Here is a 25,716-nt window from a genome sequence, read left to right on the forward strand (position 1 = left end):
TTTGATAAATCTGTCGGAAGAGATTAACTCTCTCTTGCGTATGAAGAATAAAGCAATTTTACCTAAAATTCTCAACATCAGGCGGGGGATTGCATCATGACGAGAATCGTCAATCTGGGGCGTACCGGTTTGTTCGTGGCGATGCGCGGTGGAGTAATGACCAGCCTGGGCGGTCACAGCCATTGGCGCAGCGCCGACGAGGTTCGCCGCGCCGCGCTGGCGGAGAATGTTCCGGTCAGCGATCTCGTGGTCCGCACGCTGGCTTGAGCGGTCGCATCGCCGCAAAGCCCGGACATTAAAAAAAGGGCGCGTTCCTTGGGGAGCGCGCCCTTTCCTCGAACCTGCACCGTGAAGCGGATCAGCCGGCGCGGACGCGGGTCAGGAAGCGCTCGACCTCGGACCTCAGGGTACCCGACTGGCGCGACAGTTCGTTGGTCGCCTCCAGAACCTGACGGGCCTCTTCACCGGCATTGTTGGCCGATGCGTTTACCGCGACGATGGTTTCGCTGACCTCGCGGGTGCCGATCGAAGCCTGCTGCACGTTGCGGGCGATCTCCGTCGTGGCGGCACCTTGCTCTTCCATGGCCGTGGCGATGGAGGTGGAGATCTCGTTGATGCGGGCGATGGTGCCGGAGATCGAGCGGATGGCCCCGACCGCCTCCTGCGTCGCCCCCTGGACGGCGCCGATCTGCGAGTTGATCTCCTCCGTCGCCTTGGCGGTCTGGTTGGCGAGGCTCTTGACCTCGCTCGCCACGACGGCGAAGCCCTTGCCGGCCTCCCCGGCACGTGCCGCCTCGATGGTGGCGTTCAAGGCAAGCAGGTTGGTCTGGCTGGCGATGTCATGGATCAGCTTGACCACCTGCCCGATCCGGCTGGCAGCATCTGCCAAGCCCTGAACGGTGGCGTTGGTCCGCTCGGCCTCGGTCATCGCGGCGTTGGCGATGGCCGCCGACTGGGTCACCTGATGGCTGATTTCGCCGATCGAGGCGGTCAGTTGCTCAGCCGCCGCGGCGACGGTCTGGATGTTGACCGAGGCCTCCTCGGCGGCGGCGGCGACCTGGGTCGACTGCTCGCTGGTGGTTTCCGCCGTGCGGCTCATCGCCTGGGCAGTGCCCTGCAACTGCTGGGCTGCACTGGCCACCGCCTGGACAACGCCCTTGACCTCGCGTTCAAAGCTGTCGGCAGTGCTGCCCAGTTCCCGCGCGATGATCGCCGCGGTGTTCAGGTCGATATAGACGGAGGTGGCGAGATCCATGTCCAGGAACACCGCCTTGTTGATCGCCTGGAGAAGCTGCGACAGCTTTTCCGGCTTCTTGCGGTAGATCTGGGTCGCCAGTTCAATCAGCTTGTTCAGGGTGAAGCAATAGGCGCCGGTGTACCAGCGCGGTTCGAGCCCGATGCGCTGGTGGGTCTGGCCGATTTTCAAAACCTGATTGACGTAGGCCTCGTCGAAGGTGCCGGTGAAGACGTTGCGCAGCCAATGCTGCTTCTGCAGGTCGCGGGCGCGGCCGGTCACCACGGGATTGACCAGCATCGGCGCCACCTGCGGCACGGCGCGCAGGTAGCCGTAGAACTCTTCCAGAATTTGATCGATGCGCTGCGCCAGATAAGGCTGGAACTCCCGCAGGGTTGCCTTCGTCGCTTCGTCGATGCGCAGGAAGGTGATGCGGTCGATAATCGATTGAGTCTGGGCAGCGTTCGACATGGAGCCCTCTCCCATATGTGATATGACTAGCGTACTATAAATTGGCGAAAATGCAATTTTCTCCGCGGGCCGCACATCATGCGCAAGCATTCCCAACTTTGAACCTGTCACTTTGTCGCATGGCATCTTCAAGCGGCAGCAAGGGCAACGGATCGCGGCCGGTTGGGATCGAAGCCGAAACAGTCCATAAAAGAAAAGGCCGGCGAGCCCAGGGGCACCGCCGGCGTGAAGGTTACAGGTCTGGAGGCAACAGGCGGGCCGACAACCCGCTGGAACGATGCGGAGCACGGCAAAGCCGGTCCCGCATATGTCCCGTCCGGCAGTGTGGCAGACGGACGGGAAAACGATGTCCGGTCAGGCCACCATGGGGGTGACCGGGCGGCGCAGGGCCTGTGCGGCGCTGAGCACCGCCTTCTGGAGCTTTTCGAAAGCCCGCACTTCGATCTGGCGAACCCGTTCGCGCGAAACCGAGAATTGCTGGCTCAGCGCTTCGAGGGTCGAAGGGTCGTCCTTCAGGCGGCGTTCAAAGAGGATGCGGCGTTCGCGGGCGTCCAACCGGTCCAGCGCCTGTCCGACCAGCCGGCGGCGCAGCGCCAGTTCGTCGGCCTCGGCCAGCATGGCATCCTGGGTGGGCCGGTCATCGGCCAGCAGTTCCAGCCAATTGGTTTCGCCATCCGACGAGAGGGTGGCGTCGAGCGAGCTGTCGTTGGCGGCGAGGCGGCGGTTCATTTCCACCACCTCGGTCTCCGGCACGTCCAGTTCGGCGGCGATGGTGGCGACGGTCTCCGGCGACAGGTCGCCCTGTTCCAGCTCGGCCATCTGGCTCTTCAGGCGGCGCAGGTTGAAGAACAGCTTCTTCTGCGCGGCGGTGGTGCCCATCTTCACCAGCGACCAGCTGTGCAGGATGTATTCCTGGATCGCCGCGCGGATCCACCAGGTGGCGTAGGTGGCGAAGCGGAACCCGCGCTGCGGATCGAATTTCTGGGCCGCCTGCATCAGGCCGACATTGCCCTCTGCCACCAGATCGACCAGCGGCAGGCCATAGCCGCCGAAGCCGCGGGCGATCTTGATGACGAGGCGGAGATGGCTGCCAACGAGCTGTTCCAGGGCCTGCGGATTGCCGCGCTCCCGCCAGGCGATGGCGAGGTCGCGCTCGACATCCGGGGCAAGGATCGGGAAGCGCTTCGACTCCTCGATGTAGCGGGTCAAGCTGGCGTTTTCACCGATCAGCAGTTTCTTCAGCACGTGTTTGCCTCCTCTCCAACGCTTCCCGAAACGGCCTCTTTCGCAAGGCCGGCCCGGTCGGGGCCCATGGCGGGGATCGCCTTAGAGGCGATGATCCATTGGCGGACGCAGGAATATCGTCCGTCTTTATCGGCTCTGGCCGGCTTTGGTTTGTATTGGGGTCTGTATTTGCTTGGCGTCTTAAGGAACTGCGTCCTTATGACACTGTTAATGTGGCCGCAGAAATGCGACGGATCAACCCTGTAAAGGGCGTGTTCCGGGTGTTTTTCGGCGTATACCCAGGCTCTTCTTCCACCCGCACCGGCAGTCTGGAGGAGGGGCATTTCTATGACCCCTGACCTTCGGCCGGGTGACGTACGGGCGAGCGGTTCATCCCCAATCGGCCGGCCGGACGTCGGACCGGACAACATCGCTATACCGCATCTGCGAAAGGGAACGGAGGCAGGCAGTTCCCGGGTCGACCGGATTGGCGGGAGGCGACTATGCCTCTGCGATGAGGATGGTGATAGAACCGCCCGTGGTTCCTCAACCATACCGGAACCCTAGATGGGAAGGCCGAGCCACTTCGCCACCAGAACATTGGTCATATGACAACAATGGGCAAGGAGGTAGCCCGGGGGGAGTGGGGCGGCGCCGGGCGGAGCCGGGGCCGGGCAAAGAAAAAGGCGCGTCCCGAAGGACGCGCCCGATCGAGCAGCGATGGACGGAGAGCCGTTATTCGGCCGCCGCACGCTTGCGGCCAAGCCCGAGCTTGGTCGCCATCTCCGAACGCGCCTTGGCATAGTTCGGGGCAACCATCGGGTATTCCGGCGGCAGGCCCCACTTGGCGCGGTATTCGTCCGGCGTCATGTCATAGACGGTCTTCAGATGCCGCTTGAGCATCTTCAGCTTCTTTCCGTCTTCCAGACAGACGATGAATTCCGGCGTGACCGACTTCTTGATCGCGACGGCCGGGACCAGTTCGGCCTTGGCCGGGGCCGGCTTGTCGTCGCCCAAATTGCGGAAGGCGATCTGGACGCTGTTGATCAGCGTGGGCAATTCCTGAACCGGCACTGAGTTGTTGCCGACATAGGCGGCAACGACCTTGGCGGTCAGCGATTGCAGTTCGGTTTGATCGATGGTCATGGCTGCGATCCCCTTGTGACGCGGATGCGGGCGGATCAGCCGTTCACCAGATCGCGCAGCTGCTTGGCCGGCTTGAACTTCGGAGCCTTGGAGGCGGCGATCGCCACGACTTCGCCGGTGCGCGGGTTGCGGCCTTCACGGGCGGCACGCTCGGCCACCTCGAAGATGCCGAAACCGGCCAGGCGCACATCTTCGCCGCGGCCCAGCGCGCCGGAGATGCCCTCGAACACAGCCTGAACGACCTTGGCCGCGTCGGCCTTCTTGATGCCGGCGTTGGTGGCGACGGTTTCGATCAGCTCGGCCTGGTTCATGCAAAACTCCATTTGTTCGGTTTGGTTTCGGTTTTTCGGAGTTATTGGCAGAACGGCACCATCCGCACAAGAGCGAACACAGATTGGGCAACCGTTGGTGTTTTTCTTGCGCATCATTCGTTCGCCATCTGTGGCGTCGCTGCATCAAGTAGCGGGTCCGGATGGCGTTTCGTTCGTCATCGCCGCAGATTTCCAGGGCTTTGGCATCTCAGGCACGCTGTCGGGACTGCGACTCGCAAAGGTCAGCGAAAGACGCTGAGCGCTGCTTTTGCTTGTCGGGTGCGTTCGCTCCTTATCGCGGTCTTGACCCGCGGCAGAGCGACACCATCTGCTGGCAAGTTCGGGTCCGGGCCCCTCTGACGATCGAGGCGTCGGTCGTGATGTCGGAACCGCTTGATCTCTCCGCTCACGCAGCGTCATCAAGTGGGTTTTACGATGGACAGTTTGTTAGCGACTGTTTTTCTCGAATTTATGGGAAAGCCGGTCTGGATTTGGTTGGTATTCGTCGGCATTGTCCTGACCCTTCTGGTCCTGGACCTTGGTGTTCTGAACCGCCGCGACCATGTCATCGGCGTCGGCGAAAGCCTGAAGCTCTCGGCCTTCTACATCGCGGTCGCTATGCTGTTCGGCGGCTGGGTCTGGTGGTCGATGGGCGGCGAAGCCGGCTTGCAGTATTACACGGGCTTTTTCGTCGAAAAGAGCCTGTCACTCGACAACGTCTTCGTCATATCGCTGATATTCAGCTACTTCGCGGTGCCGCGTGAATTGCAGCACCGGGTGCTTTTCTGGGGCATCCTGGGCGTCATCGTGCTGCGCGGCCTGATGATCGGCGCCGGCGCGGCGCTGGTGTCGGAATTCCACTGGATTCTCTATCTCTTCGGCGCCTTCCTGGTGCTGACCGGCATCAAGATGCTGTTCGCCAAGGACGAGGAGACCAACCTGGGCGAGAATGTCGCGCTCCGGTTCGTGAAGCGCCACATCCGCGTCACCGACCGCTTCCACGGCCATCACTTCCTGATCAAGGAGCCGGTGGGCGACAGCGGCACGATGCGCTGGACGGCGACGCCGCTGCTGCTGGCGCTGATCATGGTCGAACTGGCCGATCTGGTCTTCGCGGTGGACAGCGTGCCGGCGATCTTCGCCATCACCACCGACCCGTATCTGGTCTATACCAGCAACATCTTCGCCATCCTGGGCCTGCGCGCGCTGTATTTCGCCCTGGCCGCGATGGTCCACCGTTTCCGTTACCTGAAATATGCCCTGGCGCTGGTGCTGGTGTTCATCGGCGGCAAGATCTTCTACACGCAGGTCTTCGGCAAGCCCGACCCGCTGATCGCGCTTGGCGTGACCTTCGCTCTCATTGGCGGCGGCGTGGCGGTGTCGCTGTGGAAGACCAGCCGCGAAAACAAGGCGGTGGCGGCCGAGTAACCGCGACGGTCGACGCTGGGGGGCGGCACGCCGATGCCGCCCTTCCCGTCCGTCTCAGAACCCCAGCTTCGCCAGTTCGGCGATGCTGTCCGCGGCAGTGCGGTGGAGGATGAAGCGTCCGCCGGCCGTTTCCCAAGGCTCGCGGGCCTTCTCGCGGTCGTCGACCAGGATGGCGCCGGGAGTGGCATAGCGGGCCTTGTCCCGGGCCATGCAGGTGATGACCGGGATGTCGGCCCCCAGCATGCGGGCGACCCAGCGCGTCTTCTGCGCAGGCGCCCAACTGCCCAGCGGCAGGCCGGTCAGGATGGTCGGCCGGTGCGGTGCGCAGAAGCTCCAAAGCTCCTGCGCGTCGTGCATGAACTCCAGCGTGCCGAAGAAGTCGGCATGCCGGGACAGCGCCCGCCACATCTCCTTCATCGCCAGCTGTTCCGGCCGCTTGCCGGTGACCGCGACGACGCCGCGGTCGAAATCGGCAAGCACGCCGTCGAGGTCGAGGAACAGCGGCGGCGCCATGTCAGGCCCCGCTCAGTTCCGTCCGCTCGCGGAACTCGTCGAGCGCCTGTGGGTTGGACAGCGCCTCGGTGTTCTTGATCGGCCGGCCGTGGACGGCGTCGCGCACCGCCAGTTCGGTGATCTTTCCGGAGCGGGTGCGCGGGATGTCGGTGACCTGCACGATCTTCGCCGGGACATGGCGGGGCGAACAGTTGTCCTTGATCCGCTTGCGGATGGTGGCGGCAAGGGCCTCGTCCAGTGTCATCCCTTCGCGCAGAACGACGAACAGCACGACGCGCACGTCGCCGTCCCATTCCTGGCCGATGCAGACCGCCTCCATGATTTCCGGCAACTGTTCGACCTGGCGGTAGATCTCCGCCGTGCCGATGCGCACGCCCCCGGGGTTGAGCACCGCGTCCGACCGGCCGTAGATTACCCAGCCGCCATGCTCCGTCTGCTCGATGAAGTCGCCATGGACCCAGATGTTGGGGAAGCGGTCGAAATAGGCGGAGCGGTATTTCGACCCGTCCGGATCGGCCCAGAAGCCGATGGGCATGCTTGGGAAGGGGCGGGTGCAGACCAGTTCGCCCTTCTCGCCGCGGACGGCATGGCCGTTGTCATCGAAGGCTTCCACCGCCATGCCGAGGCCGCGCGTCTGGATCTCGCCCTTCCACACCGGAGAGATCGGGTTGCCCAGCACGAAGCAGGACATGATGTCGGTGCCGCCGCTGATCGAGGCGAGATGGAGGTCCTGCTTGATCGAGCGATAGACGAACTCGAAATTCTCTGGCATCAGCGGCGACCCGGTTGAGGCCAGGGCGCGGACGCTGGCCAGCGAATGGGTCTTCAGCGGCTCCAGCCCGGACTTTTCCAGCGACTGGATGAACTTGGCCGAGGTGCCGAACAGCGTCACCTGCTCCGCATCGGCATAGTCGAACAGGATGTTGCCGGTGGGAGCGAAGGGCGAGCCGTCATAGAGGACGAGCGTCGTGCCGCTGGCCAGTCCGGTCACCAGCCAGTTCCACATCATCCAGCCGCAGGTGGTGAAATAGAACAGCCGGTCGCCGGGCTTGAGGTCGCAGTGCAGCCGATGTTCCTTCACATGCTGAAGGATGGTGCCGCCGGTGCCGTGGACGATGCATTTCGGCTTTCCGGTGGTGCCGGACGAATAGAGGATGAACAGCGGGTGGTCGAATTCGACCCGTTCGAAGGTCGGCTCGGCCACCGGATGGGGCGCCATGAACTCCTGGAAGCCGACGGCGCCGGGGATCGCCGACAGGTCGGGCGCCTTGTCGACATAGGGGACGATGATGGTGGCGACGACGGTCGGCAGATCCTTGAGGACTTCGGCCACCTTGGCGCGGACGTCGTGGCTCTTGCCGTTGTACCAGTAGGCGTCGGGGGCGAAGACCACCTTCGGCTCGATCTGGCCGAAGCGGTCGGTGATACCCTGGATGCCGAAATCGGGCGAGCAGGAGGACCACACCGCGCCCAAGCTGGTGGTGGCGATCATCGCCGCCAGCGTTTCCGGCATGTTCGGCATGATGGCGGCGACACGGTCGCCCTTGCCGACGCCCTTGGCCTTCAGCGCCTGCTGCAGGCGGGAGACGGTGGCCTTCAGCTCCGCCCCGCTCCAGCGATACTTCACCTTGTCCTCGCCCCAGAAGACGACCGCAGTGTCGTCCGGCGCGCTGGCCAGCAGGTTCTCGGCATAGCTGAGGCGGGCTTCCGGGAACCAGCGGGCGCCCGGCATTTTGTCGCCGTCCAGCAGATCGACGCCACCGAGATCGCCGGTCAGCCCGGCCCATTCCCACAGGAAGCGCCAGAACCGTTCCTTCTCCGCGATCGACCAGTTGTAGAGCGCGTCGTAATCGTCCAGCCGCAGTCCGAATCGCGCATTCGCCGCCTCGCGGAAGACGGTCAGGTTGGCCTGCGCGATGCGCTCCTCACTCGGGCTCCACAGCGGAGTGTCCATTCTCGGTTCCCTCAGCGTCTCGTTTTCCGCCGGCCCCAGCGGCCGGCTCTCCTGCCGGGTTGCTTGTTCGTGCCCCGGATTGCCGTGCAGCATAGCGCATGGCCGCACCGGTTGTCTGCGTCCGGGTGGGCGAAATCGGATAGGGTGACGGAGGGCAACGGTAACGGAATCAAGGCGCTGCAAAAGAAAAGGGCGGGGAGTTTCCTCCCCGCCCCCCGTGCCTTCGGTCAATCGGACCGCCGGTCAGGCGGCCTTCTTCTTGCCGGCGCCGATCTTCGGCTCCTCGCCTTTCAGCAGGCGCCGGATGTTCGCCTCGTGCCGGATGAAGACCAGCACGGCGATGAACAGGCAGAGGCCGGCGACCAGCGGTCCGCCGAAATACCAGCCGGTCAGCGGGCTGAGGCCGAGAGCCGTCAGCGCCGACAGCGACGAGATGCGGAACAGCGCCGCCATGACGATCCAGGTCAGGCAGGCCAGCAGCCCGACCGGCCAGGACACGGCCAGCAGGACGCCGATTGCCGTCGCGACACCCTTGCCGCCCTTGAAGCCCAGCCAGACCGGGAAGCTGTGGCCCAGCATGGCGCCGCCGGCGGCCAGAACCGCCGCCTCCGGCCCGGCCCACCACAGAGCCAGCAGAGCCGCGATGGCGCCCTTGCCGCTGTCGAGCAGCAGGGTCGCCAGCGCCAGCGGCTTGTTGCCGGTGCGCAGCACGTTGGTGGCGCCGATGTTGCCGGAGCCGATCTGGCGGATGTCGCCCAGGCCGGCCATCCGGGTCAGCACCAGCCCGAAGGGGATCGAGCCCAGCAGGTAGCCCAGCAGGGCGGCAAGCACGCCAGCGATGGGAGTCAGCACCGGATCAGCCCTCCGCCTGCCAGACGGTGCGGCCGTCGACGATGGTGCGCAGCGGCCGGCCCTGGACCGGACGGTTCTCGAAGGGCGAGTTCTTCGACTTCGACTTGAAGCGGCTGACGTCGATCTGCCATGGCACGTCGGCATCGAAGACGACCAGATCGGCCGGCCCGCCCTTGACGATGCGGCCGAGCGGCAGGTCGAGGATCGCCGCCGGGTTGGCGGTGACGCAGGCCAGCGCCTTCAGGAGCGGCATCCTGCCCTTGTGCACCAGTTCCAGCGTCAGCGGGAACAGGGTCTCCAGCCCGATGACGCCGGGGGCGGCCTGGGCGAAGGGCAGGCGCTTCTGGTCCTGGTCCTGCGGCACATGGTCGGACGCGATGGCGTCGATGGTGCCGTCGGCCAGCCCCTCGACGATGGCGCGGCGGTCCATCTCGCCGCGCAGCGGCGGTGACACCTTGGCGTAGGTGCGGTAATCGCCGACGTCGGTCTCGGTCAGGGCGAAGTAATGCGGGGCGGTGTCGCAGGTCACCTTCAGCCCGCGCGCCTTGGCGCGGCGGATCAGGTCGACCGACTCGCTCGTGGTGACGTGGGCGAAGTGCAGGCGCCCGCCGGTCAGCTCGGCCAGCCGCAGGTCGCGCTCGATCATGATGATCTCGGCCTCGCGCGGGATGCCGACGAGGCCGAGGCGGGTGGCGATCTCGCCGGAGTTCATCATGCCGCCCGACGCCAGCGAGGGCTCTTCGGGGTGCTGGACGATCAGCTTGCCGAAGGTCTTGGCGTAGCTCAGTGCCCGGCGCATCGTTTTGGCGCTGACGATGGCCTTGATGCCGTCGGTGAAGGCGACCGCACCGGCTTGGCCCAGCAGGCCCATCTCGGTGATCTCGTTGCCTTCGGTGCCGCGGGTGGCGGAGCCGTAGGCGAAGACCTTGACCAGCTTCACCTCGCGGGCACGCCGCGCGATGAACTCCAGTCCCGCGACCTCGTCCAGCACCGGGTCGGTGTTGGGCAGCAGCGCCATGGCGGTGATGCCGCCGGCCGCCGCGGCGCGCGACGCGCTCTTGATCGTGTCCTTTTCTTCCTCACCCGGTTCGCCGATCAGCACGCGCATGTCGACGAGGCCGGGGGCGAGGCACTGGCCGGCAAGGTCGATCACCTCCGCGCCCTCGGGCGTGGAGTTGTTGAACAGGCCGGGGCCGAAATCGGCGATGGTCTCGCCATCGATCAGCAGGTCGCCGCGTTGGTCGAGGCCTGTTGCCGGATCGAGCAGGCGGGCGTTGCGGTAGACGGTACGCGCACTCATCAGACGGCTCCCGCAAGGTCGGACTGGCGGCGTTCACGGGTCAGCAGGTCGAGCACGGCCATGCGGACGGCCACGCCCAGCTCCACCTGATCGAGGATCATCGAGCGCTTGAGATCGTCTGCGACCTCCGAATCGATCTCCACGCCGCGGTTCATCGGACCGGGGTGCATGATGACCGCGTCGGGCTTCGCCACCTCCAGCTTCTCGTAATCGAGGCCGTAGAAGTAGAAGTACTCGCGGGTGGAGGGGACGTACTGGCCGCTCATCCGCTCGGTCTGAAGGCGCAGCATCATCACCACGTCGGCATCGCGCAGGCCGGCCTTCATCGAGTGATGGACCTCGACGCCCAGCCGTTCGATCTGCGAGGGCAGCAGGGTCGGCGGCGCCACGCAGCGCACGCGGGCACCCATGGCGTTCAGCAGGTGGATGTTGGAGCGCGCGACGCGGCTGTGCAGGATGTCTCCGCAGATCGCCACGATCAGCCCGTCCAGCCGGCCGAGGCGGCGGCGGATCGCCAGGGCGTCGAGCAGAGCCTGGGTCGGGTGTTCGTGGTGGCCGTCGCCCGCATTGATGACCGAGCAGTTGACCTTGTCGGCCAGCAGCTTGACGGCACCCGAATCGGCGTGGCGCACCACCAGCGCGTCGAGGTGCATGGCGTTCAGCGTCATCGCCGTGTCGATCAGGGTCTCGCCCTTCTTCACCGAACTGCTGTCGGTCGACATGTTGATGACATCGGCCCCCAGCCGCTTGCCGGCCAGCTCGAAGCTGGTGCGGGTGCGGGTGGAGTTCTCGAAGAACAGGTTCACCTGCGTGCGGCCGTCCAAAAGGTTGGACTTCTTCACGGGTCGGCGGTTCTGCTCGACATAGCCATCGGCGAGGTCGAGAATCCGGGTGATCTCGCCGGCCCGCAGCCCCTCGATTCCGAGAAGGTGGCGGTGCGGGAAGACCGTGTCGGGGGGCGGGTTCGCGCTCATGGGCGCGGACTATAGGAGCGGTCCGTTACGCCCGCAAGCCGCTCCATGCGAAGGGTTTCACACCGCTCCCGCTTCCTCGAACAACCAGTCGTAGAAGGCCTTCACCTTGGGCCGGGAAAAGTAATGCTGCGGTGCCACGACGTAATAGGCGAGGCTTCCCGGCAGCCGCACATCGAACAGGCGGACCAGCCGTCCGGCGGCGATGTCGTCGGCCACCAGCACGCCGCGGGCCAGCGCTATGCCATGGCCGTTGATCGCCGCCTGGAGCGTGAAGGACGAATCGTCGAAGCGCAGGCCGCGTTCGGTGTCCACCCCCTCGATCCCCGCCACCCGGCACCACACCGCCCAGGAAATGTTGTAGTCGTCGTGCAGCAGTGTGTGGTGCCGCAGATCCTCCGGATTGACCAGAGGCCGCTTGCCGGACAACAGGGACGGATGGCCGACCGGGAAGATGTCCTCGGTCAACAGCCGTTCGACCCGCAGATCCGGCCACAGTCCGTTGCCGAAGCGGATCGCCAGATCGACGTCGTGACGGGCGAAATCGACCACCTGCGCCGTGCTGTGGACCCGCACATCCATATCGGGATGACGCTTCTGGAAGCGGACCAGCCGCGGCACCAGCCATTTGGACGCGAAGCTGGGCATGGTGGAGATGGTCAGCGTGCCGCTGCTGTCGGCGCGGATCAGCCGGTCGGTCGCCTGGGACAACGTGTCCATCGCCTCGCGCACCGGCGGCAGGTAGCTCTGCCCCGCCTCGGTCAGCGCCAAAGCCCGGTTCATTCGGCGAAACAGCGGTAATCCGAGCCACTCCTCCAGAGCCTTGATCTGATGGCTGACGGCGGCTTGCGTCACATGCAGCTCTTCGGCGGCCTTTGTGAAGGAAAGATGGCGGGCGGCGGCTTCAAAGGCGCGCAGCGCGTTCAGCGGGGGCAGGCGGCGGGACATGGGGCGGTTCTGGGCCGGAGGTGGATTCGGATTAGCAGGGCTAATCGATTCTATGAGAAAGCGTCGTTTGTCGGCAAGCGTCCCGTGCCCCATCCTCAGTTCCACAAGCGATCACACTGAACGGAGCGGCGAGGCCGATGCCCCGCTCCCCCTCCAGCGAAGGAAAGAGGATCATGGCAAAGGGAACGCAGTCGCAGTTTTCCGCCGCAGAGCTGTTCGTCGCCAAGCCGGTGCAGGCCAACCCCGGTCTGGGCGAGCGCGTTGTGTCGCTGTTCGACCGTCTCGCAACCTGGAACGAGCGCCGCCGGCAGCGCCGTGCGCTGGAGGCATTGCCCGATCATCTGTTGTCGGACATCGGCATTTCCCGTGCCGATGCCGACCATGAGGCCGAGAAGCCGTTTTGGCGGGGTTGAGCGATGACCGACGCGACGGCAGGGGGAGAGCAGGTCTGGACCGGCGGTTGCCTGTGCGGCGGTGTGCGCTATGCCATCGACACGCATCCTGAGCCGATCTCCTTCTGCCACTGTTCCCAGTGCAGGCGCCAGCACAGCCATGTCGGCGCCTACACCGGCCTGCCGCGTGCGGCGTTGCGTCTGCTGAACGACGCCACGCTGACATGGTATGCCTCTTCCGACCGGGCGCGGCGCGGCTTCTGTGCGCGTTGCGGTGCCGGGCTGTTCTGGGAGGCGCTCAACCAGAGCGGCGCCGAGGATGGTCCGCGCATCACCGTGACCGCCGGCAGCCTGGACGATGCGTCGGGGCTCCGGGTCGAGCGCCACATCTTTGTCGACCACAAGGGCGCCTATTACGACATCGGCGACGACGGCGTCGAACGCCGGGCCAGCACGGGAGAGACGGTGGAATGAGCGAACAGGGCAGGGCACTTTCCGGGGGCTGCCTGTGCGGTGGCGTGCGCTTCCTGCTGGCCGAACGGCCGGACGGGGTGGTGACCTGCCATTGCGGGCAATGTCGCCGTTTCCATGGTCATATCGGCGCCTACATCACCGTGCCGCGCGACACGGTCGCCTTCGATGCCGACGCGACCCTGTCCTGGTACCGCTCGTCCGGCATCGCGGAGCGTGGATTCTGCGGCCGGTGTGGATCGTCGCTGTTCTGGAAGGGCGACGGCAAAAGCGAGATCGAAATCGCGGCCGGCAGCCTGGACCAGCCGACCGGGTTGACGACGCTCCGCCATGGCTATGTCGCCGGCAAGGCCGACTACTACGAGATCGCCGACGGGCTGGAACAGTTCCCGGGGTCGTCGGAACCGGAATAGACGGGCCGGGATTTCAAGCACGGAAAGTCAGCGAGGACAGTTGTTTGTGGACGGCCGCATTCCTGCCGGGTGCGCGTTTCCGTCGCAGGTGCGTTGCGGAGCCTGCGGGTGCCTTTTCATTTGACCCTCGGTGGTTGGGGTGAGAATGATTTTCAGAAGCAAAGGCCCCCAGCCCCCGAGGTTTTCCGCGAATGCGCCGTGTTTCCCTGCTCTCCGCCGCCTGCGCCATGGCTCTGTCCGGCGCTGCGTTCCTGAGCGCCGCTCCGGTCCGGGCCGACGATGCGATCACCATCGTCATCAAGGACCACAAGTTTGAACCGGCCGAGGTCAAGGTGCCTGCCAACAAGCGGGTGACCCTGCTGGTCGACAACCAGGACGCCACGTCGGAAGAGTTCGAGAGCGGCGAGATGAAGGTCGAGAAGATCGTCGGCGGCCGCAAGCAGATCAAGGTCATGGTCGGTCCGCTGAAGCCGGGGCGCTATCCCTTCTTCGGCGAGTTCCACGAGGCGACGGCGCAAGGTGCCGTGATCGCCGAGTGACGCAGTCTTAAGACCGTTCGATGCAGTCTTAGGGCGCAGTCTTAAGCCAGAGACCGCCCCGTACCGGAGACGACCATGCTCGCCAGTCTGATCATCGTCTTTCGCGAGGTCCTCGAAGCGGGCCTCATCGTCGGCATCGTGCTGGCCGCCACCCAGGGGGTGGCCGGGCGCGGCCGGTGGATCGCGCTCGGCATCGTCGGCGGCATCATCGGGTCCTGCATCGTCGCCGCCTTCGCCGACGGCATCAGCTCGCTGTTCGCCGACACCGGGCAGGAGCTGTTCAACGCCACCGTCCTGCTGATCGCCGTCGTCATGCTGGCTTGGCACAATGCCTGGATGGCGCAGCATGGCCGCGAGCTGGCGCGTGACATGAAGGCGGTCGGCCATGCGGTGCGGAGCGGCGAGAAATCGCTGGCCGCACTGGCCATCGTCATCGGCGTCGCCGTCCTCCGTGAAGGGTCGGAGATCGTGCTGTTCCTGACCGGAATCCTGGCCTCGGAGGAGGGCGGCATCGCCACTGTGGCCGCCGGTGGGCTTGGGGGCGTGGCGCTCGGTGGGCTTGTCTCGATCCTGCTCTATGCCGGGCTGGTGCAGATCCCGACGCGGCACCTGTTCGCCACAACCACCTGGCTGCTGACACTGCTGGCCGCCGGCATGGCCGCCACAGCGGTCAATTTCCTGGCGCAGGGCGGTATGCTGAATGCAGGCGGGACGGTGCTGTGGGACAGCTCGGCCATTCTGCGCGACAACAGCCTGATCGGGCAGGCGTTGCATGTTCTGGTCGGCTACACCGACCGTCCGACCGAGGCGCAGCTGATCGCCTATGTCGGCGTGGTCGTCGGCATTCTGCTGCTGACCCGCTGGGCGGCCGGCAATTCGCCGTCCAACCGGTCGCGGGTTGCGTCCGCCGCGGAATGATCAATAGCATGACGGTGTAGGGCCGGGCTGACGGTCAAGCGTCTGGCCTTGCCCGTTGAAATCGCGTCATAGTGCCGCTGCGACAGTCGAGCGGCGGGGAATATGGCGGAGCTTGTGACGTTGGTTGTGCTGCTGGCGGCGATGGTGGTCGCCGTGCCGGTGGCGAAAAGGTTCGGGTTCGGGGCGCCGCTCGGCTATCTCGCTGCCGGACTGGCGGTGGGGCCTGCGGGCCTTGGGCTGGTGACCAATGTGGGGGCGATCGCCCACGCCTCGGAACTCGGCGTCGTCATGCTGCTGTTCCTGATCGGGCTGGAGTTGCGGCCCGCCCGCCTGTGGGTCATGCGCAAATCGGTGCTGGGGCTGGGCGGTGCGCAGGTCGCCGTCACCGGTGCGGTAATCGCCGCGCTGTGCGGCTGGGGGCTGGGGCTCGCCTGGCCGACCGCGGTGGTGCTGGGCTTCGGTTTCGCCCTGTCCTCGACCGCCATGGCCCTGCCGATGATGGCGGAGCGCGGTCTGCTCGCCAACCAGTCCGGGCGCAACGCCTTTTCGATCCTGCTGTTCCAGGACCTCGCCATCATCCCGGCGGTGGCGCTGCTGCCGCTGCTGGGCAACGGCTCCGTTCCGCAGGCCGACGGCGCCTGGATGGCGGTGGCCAAGGCGGTGGTCGCGGTGGTGCTGGTTCTGATCGGCGGGCGCTATCTGCTGCGGCCGATCTTCCATGCCGTCGACCGGGCCGGCGCGCCGGAGATCTTCACCGCCACCGCCCTGCTGATCGTCATCGGCACCGCCGTGCTGATCCAGGAGGCCGGCCTGTCGATGTCGCTGGGCGCCTTCATGGCCGGCGTCCTGCTGTCGGATTCGGAATACCGGCACGAGGTGCAGGCGGACATCGAGCCGTTCGAGGGGCTTCTGCTCGGCCTGTTCTTCGTTTCGGTCGGGATGGGGGCTGACGTGCCGACGCTGATGGCGCACCCGATCCGCTTCCTCGGCCTTGCCGTGGCGTTGCTGGTGGTGAAGGGGGCGGTTCTGCTGGTTCTGGCCCGCATCGCCGGTGTGCCCTGGGCCGGGGCGGGGCGAATGGCGACGGTGCTGAGCCAGGGCGGCGAGTTCGGCTTCGTCCTGTTCGGGCTGGCGGTCGGCGGCGGCGCCATGGCGGGGGAACAGGCGTCGGCGGCCATGCTGGTGGTCACGCTTTCGATGCTGGCGACCCCCTTCCTGTTCGCCGCGGAAGAGCGCTGGCTCGCGCCGCGCCTGATGAGCGGCAAGCCCAAGCGGCCCTTCGACACCCCGCCCGACGAGAATCCGCCGGTCATCATCTGCGGCTTCGGCCGGGTCGGGCAGGTGGTCGGCCGCGTGCTGCGGATGCGCGGCATCGCCTTCACCGCGCTGGAGAGCAGTGCGGCGCAGGTCGACTTCGTTCGCAAGTTCGGCAGCAAGGCCTATTACGGCGACCCGACGCGCGTCGAGCTTCTGCGCGCCGCCGGGGCGGACAAGGCCAGGGTGCTGGTGGTGGCGCTGGACGACATGGAGCAGTCGCTGCGGGTGGTGGAGATGGCGACGCGCCATTTCCCCAACCTGACCATCTTCGCCCGCGCCCGCAACCGCCGCCATGTCCACCATCTGATGGACCGCGGCGTCACCCACATCGTGCGCGAGACCTTCGACAGCAGCATCCGGCTGACCGGCGACGTGCTGCGCCAGATGGGCATGCCGGAGGGTGAGGTCGGGCGGACGCTGGAGACCTTCCGCGCCCATGACGAGCGCACCCTGATCCGCCAGCATGCCGTCCACAATGACGAGACCAAGCTGATCCAGACCTCGCGCGATGCCGCCGCCGAGCTTCAGTCGCTGTTCGAGGCAGACCGCGAGGACGCCGTGCAGGGAGAGGCGGAACCGAGAACCGCCAGCGCCTAACCGATCAGCAGGCTGTCGTCGCTGATCTCCGCCCCGCCGCGCTGTTTGGCGAACAGCGCCAGCAGGTGCGGCACGTCCAGTCCGGCGCGCTCCTCTCCCGCCACGTCCAGCACGACGCGGCCCTCGTGCAGCATCAGCGTGCGGTCGCCATAGTCGAGCGCCTGCCGCATCGAATGTGTGACCATCAGCGTGGTCAGGCGGTTGTCGCGGACGATGCGGCGGGTCAGATCCAGCACGAAGTCGGCAGTGGCCGGGTCAAGTGCCGCCGTATGCTCGTCCAGCAGCAGGATCTTGGAACCGGCGAGCGTCGCCATCAGCAGGCTGACCGCCTGACGCTGGCCGCCGGACAGCAGGCCCATGCGGTCGTGCAGCCGGTTCTCCAGCCCCAGCCCTAGCGCAGCGATGCGGTCGCGGAAGCCCTTGCGGCGGTCGCCGCCCAGCGCCGGCGCCAGACCGCGGCGGCGTCCGCGGGCAGCGGCGAGTGCCATGTTCTCCTCGATGGTCAAGGTGGCGCAGCTGCCGGCCATCGGATCCTGGAAGACACGGGCCACCAGACCGGCGCGGCGCGGCGTGTCCCAGCGGGTGACGTCGGTGCCGTCGATAGCGATGCGCCCCTGCTCCGCCAGAACGTCGCCGGCCAGCGAGCCGAGGAAGGTCGACTTGCCGGCGCCGTTGGAGCCGATGACGGTGACGAACTGGCCTTCGGGAATGGTCAAATCGACGCCGCGCAGTGCATGCTTTTCCAGCGGCGTGCCGCGCCCGAAGGTGACATGGATGTCTTCGACGACGATCATCGGGCGGCTTTCGTGCTACGGCTGGCCTTCGCCTTCAGGCGCGGCAGGATCAGGGCGACGGCGACCAGCACCGCGGTCACCAGATTGAGGTCGGAGGCCTGCAGGCCGATGGCGTCGGCCGACAGCGCCAGCTGGACCGCGAGACGGTAGAGGATCGACCCGGCGACGCAGCCGATCAGCGCCAGGGCCAGGGCGCGGGCGGGTAGAACGGTCTCGCCGACGATCACGGCGGCCAGCCCGACGACGATGGTGCCGATGCCGGTGGTGACGTCGGCGAAGCCGTTGGTCTGGGCGAACAGGGCGCCGGCCAGACCGGTCAGGGCGTTCGACAGGGCGATGCCGGCATAGACATGGGCATCGGTGTCGACCCCCTGCGCCCGCGCCATCCGCGCATTCACGCCGGTGGCCCGCATCGCCAGCCCGAACTCGCTGCCCAGGAAGCGGGCGAGCAGCAGGACGACCGCCGCGACGATGACGCCGACCACCAGCGGACGGACGATGTGGTCGGGAATCCCCAGCCCATAGAAGGGCGTCAGCACGGTGTCCTGCATCAGCAGCGCGACGTTCGGCCGGCCCATGACCCGCAGGTTGACCGAGAACAGCGCGATCATCGTCAGGATGCTGGCGAGCAGATGCAGGATCTTGAAGCGGACGTTCAGCGTCGCCGTGACCAGCCCGGCCGCCGCACCGGCAAGTGCCGCCGCGAGGCTGGCCAGCCACGGGTTGACCCCGGCGATCAGCAGCACCGCGCAGACGGCCGCCCCCAGCGGAAAGCTTCCGTCCACCGTCAGGTCGGGGAAGTCCAGGATGCGGAAGGACAGATAGACGCCAATGGCGACCAGCGCGTAAACGAGGCCGATCTCGATGGCGCCGAACAGGGCGATTTCAGTCATTGCGGTGCTTTTGAAAGGGCTTGGCGGGGGAAGCGTTCCGCTCCCCCTGATGTTCGCTTACTGCCCGACAACCTTCGTCGCGCGCTTCACCACCGCGTCGGGCAGGGTGACGCCCATGGCGGCGGCGGACTTGGGATTGACGAACAGGTCGGTGCCCTTGGCGAGCGCCACCGGGATGTCGCCCGGCTTCTCGCCCTTCAGGACGCGGGCGACGATGGCGCCGGTCTGCTTGCCGACCTGGAAATAATCGAAGCCGACCGAGGCGACCGTGCCGCGCGCGACGCTGTCGGTGTCGGCGGAGAAGATCGGCAGCTTCGCCTGCTGGCCGACCGCGATCACGCTTTCCAGGGCCGAGACGACGGTGTTGTCGAGCGGGATGTAGACGGCATCGGCCTTGCCGACGAGGCTGCGCACCGCCTGCTGGGCATCGGACGATTTCGGCACGGAGGCCTCGACGACGCTCAGGCCAACCTTGGCCGCCTCGTCCTTCAGCGCCTTGACCAGCACGATGGAGTTGGGCTCACCGGGGTTGTACAGCACGCCGATGCGCTTGACCTGCGGCAGGATCTCGCGGATCAGCGCCACATGCTCGCCCACCGGGGCCATGTCGGACAGGCCGGTGATGTTGGCGCCGGGCTTCTCCATCGACTTCACCATCTGGGCCGAGATCGGATCGGTCACCGCAGTGAAGACGACGGGGATGTCGCGGGTCGCCGCCGCCACCGCCTGGGCCGAAGGAGTGGAGATCGGCACGATCACGTCCGGGCGGGATCCCACGAACTGGCGGGCGATCTGCGCGGCGGTGGCCGGATTGCCCTGCGCGCTCTGGTATTCCACCTTCAGGGTCTGGCCCTGGACGAAGCCGGCGTCCTTCAATGCCTCCACGATGCCGTCGCGGGTGGCGTCGAGCGCCGGGTGCTGGACGATGGCGGTGATGGCGACGGTCTTGCTCTGCGCCATGGCCGAAACCGGCGCGGCGATCGGACCGACGAAGGCGGCGAGTGCCGCCGCGGCGCACAACAGGCGGGTGAAGGACATGGCTTGGAAATCTCCGCAACGGAAAGGTCTTCCCCTAGACCGCGCGGGCGCCGCCGTCAACTCGGCAGCAGGGGCGTCCAGGCCAGGATAGGGCGGCATGCCGGCCCTGCCCGCAATCGGGAGTGTGGTTTGCCGAAGAAGAGCCTATATTGTGGGCAACACGGAAGGAGTGGCCATGATCGCAGGGACCGGAACGGCTCCGTCGAAGTTTCTCGCCTCCTTCCGCGGCCTGATCGGCTGCTGCCCCAATTGCGGGCGCGGCCGGCTGCTGCGGAACTTCCTCAAGCCGGTCGACCGGTGTTCGGCCTGCGGCGAGGCCTATGGCCATCTGCGTGCCGACGACGCACCGCCCTGGATGACGATCCTGATCGTCGGCCACATCGTCATTCCCGCCCTGCTGTCGGTTGAGCAGAGCTACGAGCCCCCGACCTGGGTGCATTTGACGATCTGGCCGTCGCTGACCCTGTTGCTGACGCTGCTTCTGCTGCCGCGCTGCAAGGGGCTGGTGCTGGCGCTGCTGTGGAGCACCGGCGCACCGGGGTCGGAACATGGCGAAGGAGTCGGTTGACGGGAATTCCCGCCAGGATCAAGCTTGCTACCGATCATTGCGGTGATGGGTGGTCAAGTGTGGATCATGAACAGGCCATCAGGTATCGGCAGCCTTCTCATCGGCTTGAATCCGTCGTTGGCGGAAAGGATCGGCCCTTTGGGACTGGGAACGGTTTGCGGCGCCATCGTTGCGACCGCAGGTCAGGCAATTGTGTGGGGTTTCGCCCATGCCGGGATTCTTGAGGGCAGCCGGTGGTTCCTGGGCTTTCCTGTGCTGATCGGAGCCTATTGCGGCGCTCTGAATGGATGGAAGGGCTGGAGACAGAGTTTCGACGGTACCAGCCGTTTTTGAGCGGGTTTTAGAGTGTCCGGACATGAAAACGGCACCGTGCGGTTCAGGCGCGGTGCCGTAACTCTATGTGCAAACAGCCTCCCGCCGCTCGCGGCAGGGCAGCCTGCCGTCAGCGCGCGCTCGGCAGGGCGGTGCCATGGTCGGCGCGGGCGCCGGACAGGCTGGCGCGCAGACGGCCGAACAGCTCGCGCAGGTACTCGGCGCGCATCCGGCGGGCGGCCAGCATGATTTCGTCGTGGCTCCGGGGATCGCGGACTTCGTTGATTGACATGGTCATGGCTCTGGGAATCTCCACGTGAGGTGAGAGACGTCCACTCCCTTTGGCATTGTTTGCTTTGTGAAGATCAAGATAGGGCAGAGCCGCTGTCCCATGAAGCGCGGTCCGTGCAAGGCCGACCGACGTTTTCCGTATCAGCTTCCTCAATCAACGGAGGTGCGAACTATTGCCGCAGGACACGGTTCGCAGCGGACTGCGGGCAACAGTTCGCCTGTCCGGTCACTCGCGGTCGCGCGCGCCGTCCACCGCGACGTTGCGGTCGGAGACGATGCGGTCGCTGTGGCGTTCTCCCGCCTGCCCCTGCGGCCGGTCGGGCTGGCGCGGCGGCAGCGGGCCGGTGCCGAGACCGCCGGCCTCCTCGCTGCCGGGGATGCCGAAATCCTCGTCGGGCTGGTCGACAGGGCCGTCGGCGCCGGGACCGATGATGCGCTGAAAGCCTTCGATCTCCTCGTCAACGTCCAGATGATCGCGCGTCTCGCGGATGTCGAGCGGGATGTCGCGCTCGTCGATGCCGCCGTTGTCACCGGGAGCATTGTCGCCGGGGCCGGTGGCGTTGCCGGTCTTGCGGCCGTCATTGCGGTCATTGGTGGCCATGGGTGCTCTCCCGTCTGCTGTGTCGAGGTTTCGCTTTCCTCAACAGGGCGGAAGGGCACTTGTCACCGACCGCACGTCGAACCAGCCGCCGACGCTGTGGCGCAGATCGTGCCGACGGTCCTGCTCGGGCGCCGGGGCGATGTCCCACAGCCAGGACATGTCGGGGGCGGGAAGGGCAAGGCCCCAGGTCGAATCCTCCACCTCGGTCACGGTGCCGCCATGGATCCAGGAGGCATCGATGTCGGTGAACAGTGCCGCATGTTCGGCGATGGCTGTCAGCCAGCACAGATGGCCATGGACCATGCGCTGGGCGAAGGCCATCCGCTCCGCCGCCGGGATCTTCGGCGCACGGCGTTCCACCGCCTCCAGCGGCAGCAGGGGCAACTGGGACAGCAGGTTGCAGGAGAGAGCGAAACGGAAGGGGGCTTCCTCCGGCAACGGCGCAACGAAGCCGGTCGGCAGCGGGCTGCGGCTGTCGAGCGCCGCCGCAAGCGGAGCCAGGGCGCCGCTGACGTCCATCTCGACCAGCCGGACGTTGGGCAGGGCCGCGGCCCGGCGGCGGACGGCGCGGCTGTGCAGGATGTCGACCAGCACCACCTCGTCGAAGCGGGCCGTCAGCCTTTCCAGCGGGATCTCGATCAGCAGCCCGGACCCGGCGACCAGCGCCCGCCCCCCCGGAGTCGCCCATTCCATGGCCTGTTCGACGAAACGGTGGCAGGCGGCGACGTGCGGCGCCCATGCCCGTCTCTGCCGCCGGTAGCGGGCGCCCAGCGCCACCATCTCCGACAGATAGCCGAACCTGCGGGCCAGTGGCGGGCAGGGTGTGGTCAGATATTCCAAGGCTTCGCGCAACATCGCCGGCCAATTCCCTCCAGTCGGTCTTTCCCTGGCGCCTCGCTTTTTGGCCCTCTCACCCCTTGACCCGCGAGGGTGGCAAGGTACCTATGGCGCCATGGTCGAGATCAAGAGGAAAGCGGCCCTTGTCACTGGGGCCGGCAAGCGCATCGGGCGGGCCATCGCGCTCGATCTGGCGGGGCAGGGATGGGACGTCGCCGTCCATTACCGAAGCTCCCGCGCGGAGGCCGACGCCGTCGTGGCGGAGATCGAACGGGCGGGCGGACGGGCCGTGGCCTTCGCTGCCGATCTGGACCGCGAGGCCGAGGTGAAGACCCTGGTGCCGGCGGTGACGGAGCAGCTCGGTCCACTGACCCTGCTGGTCAACAACGCATCCCGGTTCGAACGCGACGAGGTTCCCGACGTGACCCGCGAATCGTGGGACGCGCATATGGAGGCCAACCTGCGGGCGCCCTTCGTGCTGTCGCAGGACTTCGCGTCGCGGTTGCCGGAGAGCGAGAGCGGGCTGATCGTCAACATCATCGATCAACGCGTCTGGAACCCCACGCCGCATTTCGTCTCCTACACCCTGTCGAAGATGGGGCTGTGGGCGCTGACCCGGACGATGGCGCTGGCGCTTGCCCCGCGGATCCGCGTCAATGGCATTGGTCCCGGTCCGACCCTGCGCAACGACCGCCAGACGGTGGAGGAGTTCGCCGAACAGTGGGACTCGACCCCGCTGCGGCGCGGCACCACGCCCGAGGAGGTTTGCGCCGCCATCCGCTTCATGATCGCCGCCCCGGCGATGACCGGACAGATGATCGCGCTGGACGGTGGGGAGCATCTGGGATGGGCGCAGCCGGCGCATGGCTTCGTGCCCACCGAATGACGGCGTGTTACAGCGCCTGAACATGGGTGGACGCACCAGCCCCGGTGCCGGACGGTGGGCGGGATCGAGGCGGTCGATGGCGGGGGCGAGGAAAAGGACCGCGCGTTTTACACAGGTGCCCCACCCCGCGCAAGAGGCGCCTGCGCCGCAGCGACGATTTTGTGTCAGCGCGTCAATTCCCGCCATTGACTTGAAGCTGCCCTAGTGAAATCAATGACTTAGCAAAAATGCTCAAAAAATAGGCATAAGCATGCGATCCCTTGCGGCGCCTAGCTCCGGGCGGGCTACTCCCTCCGTTATCGACAAACTTATCCACAGGTTTCGTGGATATTCTTTCGGAGGGGTAAGTCGATCCACATGCGACCTCCCTGTGCCCAACAGTTGACCCGCGGCGGCCGCTCGACGACATTCTGGTCATGTCCGAAACGCATTCCTCACACCCCCTGGATTCCCCCTCGGCCGACGATGCCGCAGCTGGTTTCGCTGAAGATCGCTCGGCCGAAGACGGTTCGACCGATTTGGCCGCCCCGACCGACGCGGTGCCGGCAGGGGAGGGTGCCGTCGCGCGCCCGAAGCGGCGCCCGGCCGACATCGACCGGGGCGTCGAGACCATCCGGGAGCATCTGAAGACCCTGCCGCAGACGCCGGGCGTCTATCGGATGCTGGCAGGCGACGGGGCGGTCCTGTATGTCGGCAAGGCGCGCAACCTCAAGCGCCGGGTGACCAACTACACCCAGGTGGGAAAGCTGCCGGTCAGGCTCCAGCGCATGGTCGCGGAGACCGAGACGATGGAGTTCGTCAACACCCACACCGAGGTGGAGGCGCTGCTTCTCGAATCGAACCTGATCAAGAAGCTGATGCCGCGGTACAATGTGCTGTTGCGGGACGACAAGACGTTTCCGCACATCATGATCACCAAGGACCACGACTATCCGCAGCTGACCAAGCATCGCGGCGCCCGTGGGCGCGACGCCGATTATTTCGGTCCCTTCGCCTCGGCCGGGGCGGTGAACCGCACGATCACGGCTCTGCAGCGCGCCTTCCTGCTGCGCAACTGCGCCGACACGGTGTTCGCCGCCCGCACCAGGCCCTGCCTGCAATTCCAGATCAAGCGCTGCACGGCGCCCTGCGTCGGCCGCGTCACCCCGGAGGAATACCAGGCCCAGGTCAATCAGGCGCGCGCCTTCCTGTCGGGAAAGAGCCGGGACATCCAGACGGAGTTCGCGGACCGGATGATGGCCGCCTCCGATGCGATGGATTTCGAGACGGCGGCGCGCTACCGCGACCGTATCCGCGCCCTGACGGCGATCCAGGCCCACCAGGACATCAATGTCGAGGGGGTGGTGGAGGATGCCGATGTCATCGCCGCCTATGCCGAGGGCGGGGTGACCTGCATCCAGGTCTTCTTCTTCCGCGGCGGCCGCAACTATGGCAACCGCGCCTACTTCCCCAGCCACGACAAGGCGGCGGATACCGACGAGGTTCTCGCCGCCTTCATCGCCCAGTTCTACGAGAACAAGGCGGCGCCGCCGCTGGTGCTGGTCAGCCACGCCCTGCCGGAACTGGACCTGCTGAGCGAGGCGCTGGCGGTCCGTGCCGGGCACAAGGTGGAGTTGGCGGAGCCCAAGCGCGGCGAGAAGCGCCGGATCGTCGAGCATGCGCTGACCAACGCGCGCGAGGCGCATGGCCGCCGGCTGGCCGAAAGCTCCAGCCAGGCGCGTCTGCTGGAGGGGGTGGCCGCCGCCTTCGGGATGGATTCGCCGCCGGAGCGGGTGGAGGTCTACGACAACTCCCACATCCAGGGCGCGCACGCCATCGGCGGGATGATCGTCGCCGGTCCGGACGGCTTCATCAAGAACGCCTACCGCAAGTTCAACATCCGCACGGAGGGTGCCGCCGGCGACGACTTCGCCATGATGCGCGAGGTGCTGACCCGCCAATTCGGCCGGGCGGTGAAGGAGGATCCGGAACGCAGCCTGGGAAGCTGGCCCGATCTGGTGCTGATCGACGGCGGTCTCGGCCAGTTGAACGTCGCGCTTGAGGTGTTCGCGGAGCTTGGCATCGACGATGTGACGCTGGTCGGCATCGCCAAGGGGCCGGACCGCGATGCGGGGCGCGAGCATTTCTTCATGGAGAACCGTCCGCCTTTCCAGATGGAGATGCGCGATCCGGTGCTGTACTTCCTGCAACGGCTGCGCGACGAGGCGCACCGCTTCGCCATCGGCACACACCGGGCCAAGCGGACCAAGGCCATCGGCAAATCGCCCATCGACGAGATCGCCGGCATCGGTCCCGCCCGGAAGAAGGCCCTGCTGCACCATTTCGGCAGCGGTGCCGCCGTGTCGCGCGCCGGGCTTGCCGATCTGGAGGCGGTGGAAGGGATCAATCGGACCGTTGCGAAAAAGATATACGATCACTTCCATCCCGATGGTTAGAATGCAGGCACACGAATTCAGCCGGCTCTCTCACGGGCGCCGTGCGGCGACATCCTCCAGCG

At 66.3% G+C, this 25,716-nt stretch carries 28 protein-coding genes; 12 read left to right on the forward strand and 16 right to left on the reverse strand.

Annotated features, from left to right (window positions below):
• Positions 1 to 96 precede the first annotated feature (96 nt).
• Positions 97 to 267, forward strand: coding sequence for a hypothetical protein (locus tag ACWPN3_RS16105; RefSeq protein ID WP_158285358.1), 171 nt, complete (start codon positions 97 to 99; stop codon positions 265 to 267).
• Between the two features lie 91 nt (positions 268 to 358).
• Here the strand turns inward: ACWPN3_RS16105 and ACWPN3_RS16110 are convergent, their stop codons facing one another.
• The 4 genes from ACWPN3_RS16110 to ACWPN3_RS16125 form a co-directional block, all read right to left on the reverse strand.
• Positions 359 to 1,705: a globin-coupled sensor protein gene (locus tag ACWPN3_RS16110; RefSeq protein ID WP_109096300.1), complete on the reverse strand. Its 1,347-nt coding sequence runs from the start codon at positions 1,703 to 1,705 to the stop codon at positions 359 to 361.
• Positions 1,706 to 2,059: 354 nt separating this feature from the next.
• On the reverse strand, positions 2,060 to 2,950 hold the full coding sequence (rpoH, locus tag ACWPN3_RS16115) for an RNA polymerase sigma factor RpoH (protein ID WP_109096301.1): 891 nt from the start codon (positions 2,948 to 2,950) through the stop codon (positions 2,060 to 2,062).
• A gap of 714 nt (positions 2,951 to 3,664) precedes the next feature.
• Positions 3,665 to 4,075, reverse strand: a complete 411-nt coding sequence (locus ACWPN3_RS16120) for a Ros/MucR family transcriptional regulator (RefSeq protein WP_109096302.1) — start codon at positions 4,073 to 4,075, stop codon at positions 3,665 to 3,667.
• Positions 4,076 to 4,110: 35 nt separating this feature from the next.
• Entirely contained in the window at positions 4,111 to 4,386 is a 276-nt protein-coding gene (locus ACWPN3_RS16125) for an HU family DNA-binding protein (RefSeq protein ID WP_012974184.1), read from the reverse strand.
• A gap of 435 nt (positions 4,387 to 4,821) precedes the next feature.
• Between ACWPN3_RS16125 and ACWPN3_RS16130 the strand changes: the two genes are divergently transcribed.
• Entirely contained in the window at positions 4,822 to 5,814 is a 993-nt protein-coding gene (locus tag ACWPN3_RS16130; protein ID WP_492241381.1) for a TerC family protein, read from the forward strand.
• A gap of 54 nt (positions 5,815 to 5,868) precedes the next feature.
• Here ACWPN3_RS16130 and ACWPN3_RS16135 read toward each other — a convergent pair whose 3' ends face one another.
• The 6 genes from ACWPN3_RS16135 to ACWPN3_RS16160 all read right to left on the reverse strand — a co-directional run bounded on the left by ACWPN3_RS16135 (position 5,869) and on the right by ACWPN3_RS16160 (position 12,352).
• Positions 5,869 to 6,327 carry a hypothetical protein gene (locus ACWPN3_RS16135; protein WP_492240483.1) on the reverse strand — a complete coding sequence of 153 codons (459 nt, stop codon included), beginning with the start codon at positions 6,325 to 6,327 and terminating at the stop codon, positions 5,869 to 5,871.
• Between the two features lies 1 nt (position 6,328).
• Positions 6,329 to 8,281, reverse strand: a complete 1,953-nt coding sequence (locus ACWPN3_RS16140; RefSeq protein WP_492240484.1) for an acetoacetate--CoA ligase — start codon at positions 8,279 to 8,281, stop codon at positions 6,329 to 6,331.
• A gap of 243 nt (positions 8,282 to 8,524) precedes the next feature.
• The gene (gene plsY / locus ACWPN3_RS16145; protein WP_492261579.1) at positions 8,525 to 9,133 is read right to left on the reverse strand and encodes a glycerol-3-phosphate 1-O-acyltransferase PlsY; all 609 of its coding nucleotides are present in this window, start codon (positions 9,131 to 9,133) and stop codon (positions 8,525 to 8,527) included.
• Positions 9,134 to 9,137: 4 nt separating this feature from the next.
• A complete protein-coding gene (locus ACWPN3_RS16150; RefSeq protein WP_492261580.1) occupies positions 9,138 to 10,433 on the reverse strand; it encodes a dihydroorotase in 1,296 nt (431 codons plus the stop codon).
• Complete coding sequence (locus ACWPN3_RS16155) at positions 10,433 to 11,407, reverse strand: aspartate carbamoyltransferase catalytic subunit (protein WP_109096307.1); 975 nt, start codon at positions 11,405 to 11,407, stop codon at positions 10,433 to 10,435. The genes ACWPN3_RS16150 and ACWPN3_RS16155 overlap by 1 nt, the downstream gene beginning before the upstream one ends.
• 57 nt (positions 11,408 to 11,464) lie before the next feature.
• A complete protein-coding gene (locus ACWPN3_RS16160) occupies positions 11,465 to 12,352 on the reverse strand; it encodes a transcriptional regulator GcvA (protein ID WP_098739923.1) in 888 nt (295 codons plus the stop codon).
• 173 nt (positions 12,353 to 12,525) lie between these two features.
• Between ACWPN3_RS16160 and ACWPN3_RS16165 the strand changes: the two genes are divergently transcribed.
• From ACWPN3_RS16165 to ACWPN3_RS16190, 6 genes are all read left to right on the forward strand, one after another.
• Positions 12,526 to 12,765: a DUF1127 domain-containing protein gene (locus ACWPN3_RS16165; protein WP_109096308.1), complete on the forward strand. Its 240-nt coding sequence runs from the start codon at positions 12,526 to 12,528 to the stop codon at positions 12,763 to 12,765.
• Positions 12,766 to 12,768: 3 nt separating this feature from the next.
• The gene (locus ACWPN3_RS16170; protein ID WP_492240486.1) at positions 12,769 to 13,218 is read left to right on the forward strand and encodes a GFA family protein; all 450 of its coding nucleotides are present in this window, start codon (positions 12,769 to 12,771) and stop codon (positions 13,216 to 13,218) included.
• Positions 13,215 to 13,628, forward strand: coding sequence for a GFA family protein (locus ACWPN3_RS16175; protein ID WP_492240487.1), 414 nt, complete (start codon positions 13,215 to 13,217; stop codon positions 13,626 to 13,628). Before ACWPN3_RS16170 ends, ACWPN3_RS16175 begins: the two co-directional genes overlap by 4 nt.
• A 191-nt stretch (positions 13,629 to 13,819) precedes the next feature.
• Positions 13,820 to 14,167 (forward strand): cupredoxin domain-containing protein, encoded by a 348-nt coding sequence (locus tag ACWPN3_RS16180; RefSeq protein WP_109096311.1) that lies wholly within the window; start codon positions 13,820 to 13,822, stop codon positions 14,165 to 14,167.
• Between the two features lie 75 nt (positions 14,168 to 14,242).
• Positions 14,243 to 15,085, forward strand: coding sequence for an FTR1 family iron permease (locus tag ACWPN3_RS16185; RefSeq protein WP_109096312.1), 843 nt, complete (start codon positions 14,243 to 14,245; stop codon positions 15,083 to 15,085).
• Positions 15,086 to 15,187: 102 nt separating this feature from the next.
• Positions 15,188 to 16,999, forward strand: coding sequence for a monovalent cation:proton antiporter-2 (CPA2) family protein (locus ACWPN3_RS16190; RefSeq protein ID WP_492240488.1), 1,812 nt, complete (start codon positions 15,188 to 15,190; stop codon positions 16,997 to 16,999).
• Here ACWPN3_RS16190 and ACWPN3_RS16195 read toward each other — a convergent pair.
• From ACWPN3_RS16195 to ACWPN3_RS16205, 3 genes are read right to left on the reverse strand one after another with little or no spacing between them, the layout of a single operon-like run.
• On the reverse strand, positions 16,996 to 17,793 hold the full coding sequence (locus tag ACWPN3_RS16195) for an ABC transporter ATP-binding protein (protein ID WP_109096314.1): 798 nt from the start codon (positions 17,791 to 17,793) through the stop codon (positions 16,996 to 16,998). The genes ACWPN3_RS16190 and ACWPN3_RS16195 overlap by 4 nt on opposite strands.
• On the reverse strand, positions 17,790 to 18,686 hold the full coding sequence (locus ACWPN3_RS16200) for an ABC transporter permease (protein ID WP_109096315.1): 897 nt from the start codon (positions 18,684 to 18,686) through the stop codon (positions 17,790 to 17,792). Before ACWPN3_RS16200 ends, ACWPN3_RS16195 begins: the two co-directional genes overlap by 4 nt.
• 57 nt (positions 18,687 to 18,743) lie before the next feature.
• Positions 18,744 to 19,724 (reverse strand): ABC transporter substrate-binding protein, encoded by a 981-nt coding sequence (locus tag ACWPN3_RS16205; protein ID WP_492240489.1) that lies wholly within the window; start codon positions 19,722 to 19,724, stop codon positions 18,744 to 18,746.
• A 175-nt stretch (positions 19,725 to 19,899) separates the two neighbouring features.
• Here ACWPN3_RS16205 and ACWPN3_RS16210 point away from each other — a divergent pair, with 175 nt between their 5' ends.
• The gene (locus tag ACWPN3_RS16210) at positions 19,900 to 20,292 is read left to right on the forward strand and encodes a DUF983 domain-containing protein (RefSeq protein ID WP_492240490.1); all 393 of its coding nucleotides are present in this window, start codon (positions 19,900 to 19,902) and stop codon (positions 20,290 to 20,292) included.
• Positions 20,293 to 20,316: 24 nt separating this feature from the next.
• Entirely contained in the window at positions 20,317 to 20,625 is a 309-nt protein-coding gene (locus tag ACWPN3_RS16215; RefSeq protein ID WP_492240491.1) for a hypothetical protein, read from the forward strand.
• Positions 20,626 to 20,734: 109 nt separating this feature from the next.
• Here the strand turns inward: ACWPN3_RS16215 and ACWPN3_RS16220 are convergent, their stop codons facing one another.
• The 3 genes from ACWPN3_RS16220 to ACWPN3_RS16230 all read right to left on the reverse strand — a co-directional run bounded on the left by ACWPN3_RS16220 (position 20,735) and on the right by ACWPN3_RS16230 (position 22,351).
• On the reverse strand, positions 20,735 to 20,902 hold the full coding sequence (locus ACWPN3_RS16220; RefSeq protein ID WP_158285359.1) for an RSP_7527 family protein: 168 nt from the start codon (positions 20,900 to 20,902) through the stop codon (positions 20,735 to 20,737).
• A 219-nt stretch (positions 20,903 to 21,121) separates the two neighbouring features.
• Entirely contained in the window at positions 21,122 to 21,496 is a 375-nt protein-coding gene (locus ACWPN3_RS16225) for a hypothetical protein (RefSeq protein ID WP_492240492.1), read from the reverse strand.
• Positions 21,497 to 21,535: 39 nt separating this feature from the next.
• Positions 21,536 to 22,351: a hypothetical protein gene (locus ACWPN3_RS16230; RefSeq protein ID WP_492240493.1), complete on the reverse strand. Its 816-nt coding sequence runs from the start codon at positions 22,349 to 22,351 to the stop codon at positions 21,536 to 21,538.
• Positions 22,352 to 22,448: 97 nt separating this feature from the next.
• Here ACWPN3_RS16230 and ACWPN3_RS16235 point away from each other — a divergent pair, with 97 nt between their 5' ends.
• Together ACWPN3_RS16235 and uvrC are read left to right on the forward strand one after the other, a co-directional pair.
• Positions 22,449 to 23,219 carry an SDR family oxidoreductase gene (locus ACWPN3_RS16235; protein ID WP_492240494.1) on the forward strand — a complete coding sequence of 257 codons (771 nt, stop codon included), beginning with the start codon at positions 22,449 to 22,451 and terminating at the stop codon, positions 23,217 to 23,219.
• A 416-nt stretch (positions 23,220 to 23,635) separates the two neighbouring features.
• On the forward strand, positions 23,636 to 25,654 hold the full coding sequence (gene uvrC / locus ACWPN3_RS16240; RefSeq protein WP_492261581.1) for an excinuclease ABC subunit UvrC: 2,019 nt from the start codon (positions 23,636 to 23,638) through the stop codon (positions 25,652 to 25,654).
• Positions 25,655 to 25,716: the final 62 nt, after the last annotated feature.

The organism is Azospirillum sp. UENF 111221 (assembly GCF_058780625.1).

Excerpts from the sequence above, each read along its gene's own strand:
- ACWPN3_RS16110 (WP_109096300.1), bottom strand. The coding sequence starts at position 1,705 with ATGTCGAACGCTGCCCAGACTCAATCGATTATCGACCGCATCACCTTC.
- ACWPN3_RS16225 (WP_492240492.1), bottom strand. The coding sequence starts at position 21,496 with ATGGCCACCAATGACCGCAATGACGGCCGCAAGACCGGCAACGCCACC.
- ACWPN3_RS16210 (WP_492240490.1), top strand. The coding sequence starts at position 19,900 with ATGATCGCAGGGACCGGAACGGCTCCGTCGAAGTTTCTCGCCTCCTTC.
- ACWPN3_RS16175 (WP_492240487.1), top strand. The coding sequence starts at position 13,215 with ATGAGCGAACAGGGCAGGGCACTTTCCGGGGGCTGCCTGTGCGGTGGC.
- ACWPN3_RS16160 (WP_098739923.1), bottom strand. The coding sequence starts at position 12,352 with ATGTCCCGCCGCCTGCCCCCGCTGAACGCGCTGCGCGCCTTTGAAGCC.
- ACWPN3_RS16185 (WP_109096312.1), top strand. The coding sequence starts at position 14,243 with ATGCTCGCCAGTCTGATCATCGTCTTTCGCGAGGTCCTCGAAGCGGGC.
- ACWPN3_RS16230 (WP_492240493.1), bottom strand. The coding sequence starts at position 22,351 with ATGTTGCGCGAAGCCTTGGAATATCTGACCACACCCTGCCCGCCACTG.
- ACWPN3_RS16135 (WP_492240483.1), bottom strand. The coding sequence starts at position 6,327 with ATGGCGCCGCCGCTGTTCCTCGACCTCGACGGCGTGCTTGCCGATTTC.
- ACWPN3_RS16200 (WP_109096315.1), bottom strand. The coding sequence starts at position 18,686 with ATGACTGAAATCGCCCTGTTCGGCGCCATCGAGATCGGCCTCGTTTAC.
- ACWPN3_RS16165 (WP_109096308.1), top strand. The coding sequence starts at position 12,526 with ATGGCAAAGGGAACGCAGTCGCAGTTTTCCGCCGCAGAGCTGTTCGTC.
- ACWPN3_RS16155 (WP_109096307.1), bottom strand. The coding sequence starts at position 11,407 with ATGAGCGCGAACCCGCCCCCCGACACGGTCTTCCCGCACCGCCACCTT.
- ACWPN3_RS16130 (WP_492241381.1), top strand. The coding sequence starts at position 4,822 with ATGGACAGTTTGTTAGCGACTGTTTTTCTCGAATTTATGGGAAAGCCG.
- ACWPN3_RS16190 (WP_492240488.1), top strand. The coding sequence starts at position 15,188 with ATGGCGGAGCTTGTGACGTTGGTTGTGCTGCTGGCGGCGATGGTGGTC.
- ACWPN3_RS16120 (WP_109096302.1), bottom strand. The coding sequence starts at position 4,075 with ATGACCATCGATCAAACCGAACTGCAATCGCTGACCGCCAAGGTCGTT.
- ACWPN3_RS16180 (WP_109096311.1), top strand. The coding sequence starts at position 13,820 with ATGCGCCGTGTTTCCCTGCTCTCCGCCGCCTGCGCCATGGCTCTGTCC.
- ACWPN3_RS16125 (WP_012974184.1), bottom strand. The coding sequence starts at position 4,386 with ATGAACCAGGCCGAGCTGATCGAAACCGTCGCCACCAACGCCGGCATC.
- ACWPN3_RS16105 (WP_158285358.1), top strand. The coding sequence starts at position 97 with ATGACGAGAATCGTCAATCTGGGGCGTACCGGTTTGTTCGTGGCGATG.
- uvrC (WP_492261581.1), top strand. The coding sequence starts at position 23,636 with ATGTCCGAAACGCATTCCTCACACCCCCTGGATTCCCCCTCGGCCGAC.
- ACWPN3_RS16170 (WP_492240486.1), top strand. The coding sequence starts at position 12,769 with ATGACCGACGCGACGGCAGGGGGAGAGCAGGTCTGGACCGGCGGTTGC.
- ACWPN3_RS16205 (WP_492240489.1), bottom strand. The coding sequence starts at position 19,724 with ATGTCCTTCACCCGCCTGTTGTGCGCCGCGGCGGCACTCGCCGCCTTC.
- ACWPN3_RS16220 (WP_158285359.1), bottom strand. The coding sequence starts at position 20,902 with ATGACCATGTCAATCAACGAAGTCCGCGATCCCCGGAGCCACGACGAA.
- ACWPN3_RS16150 (WP_492261580.1), bottom strand. The coding sequence starts at position 10,433 with ATGAGTGCGCGTACCGTCTACCGCAACGCCCGCCTGCTCGATCCGGCA.
- ACWPN3_RS16235 (WP_492240494.1), top strand. The coding sequence starts at position 22,449 with ATGGTCGAGATCAAGAGGAAAGCGGCCCTTGTCACTGGGGCCGGCAAG.
- ACWPN3_RS16140 (WP_492240484.1), bottom strand. The coding sequence starts at position 8,281 with ATGGACACTCCGCTGTGGAGCCCGAGTGAGGAGCGCATCGCGCAGGCC.
- ACWPN3_RS16195 (WP_109096314.1), bottom strand. The coding sequence starts at position 17,793 with ATGATCGTCGTCGAAGACATCCATGTCACCTTCGGGCGCGGCACGCCG.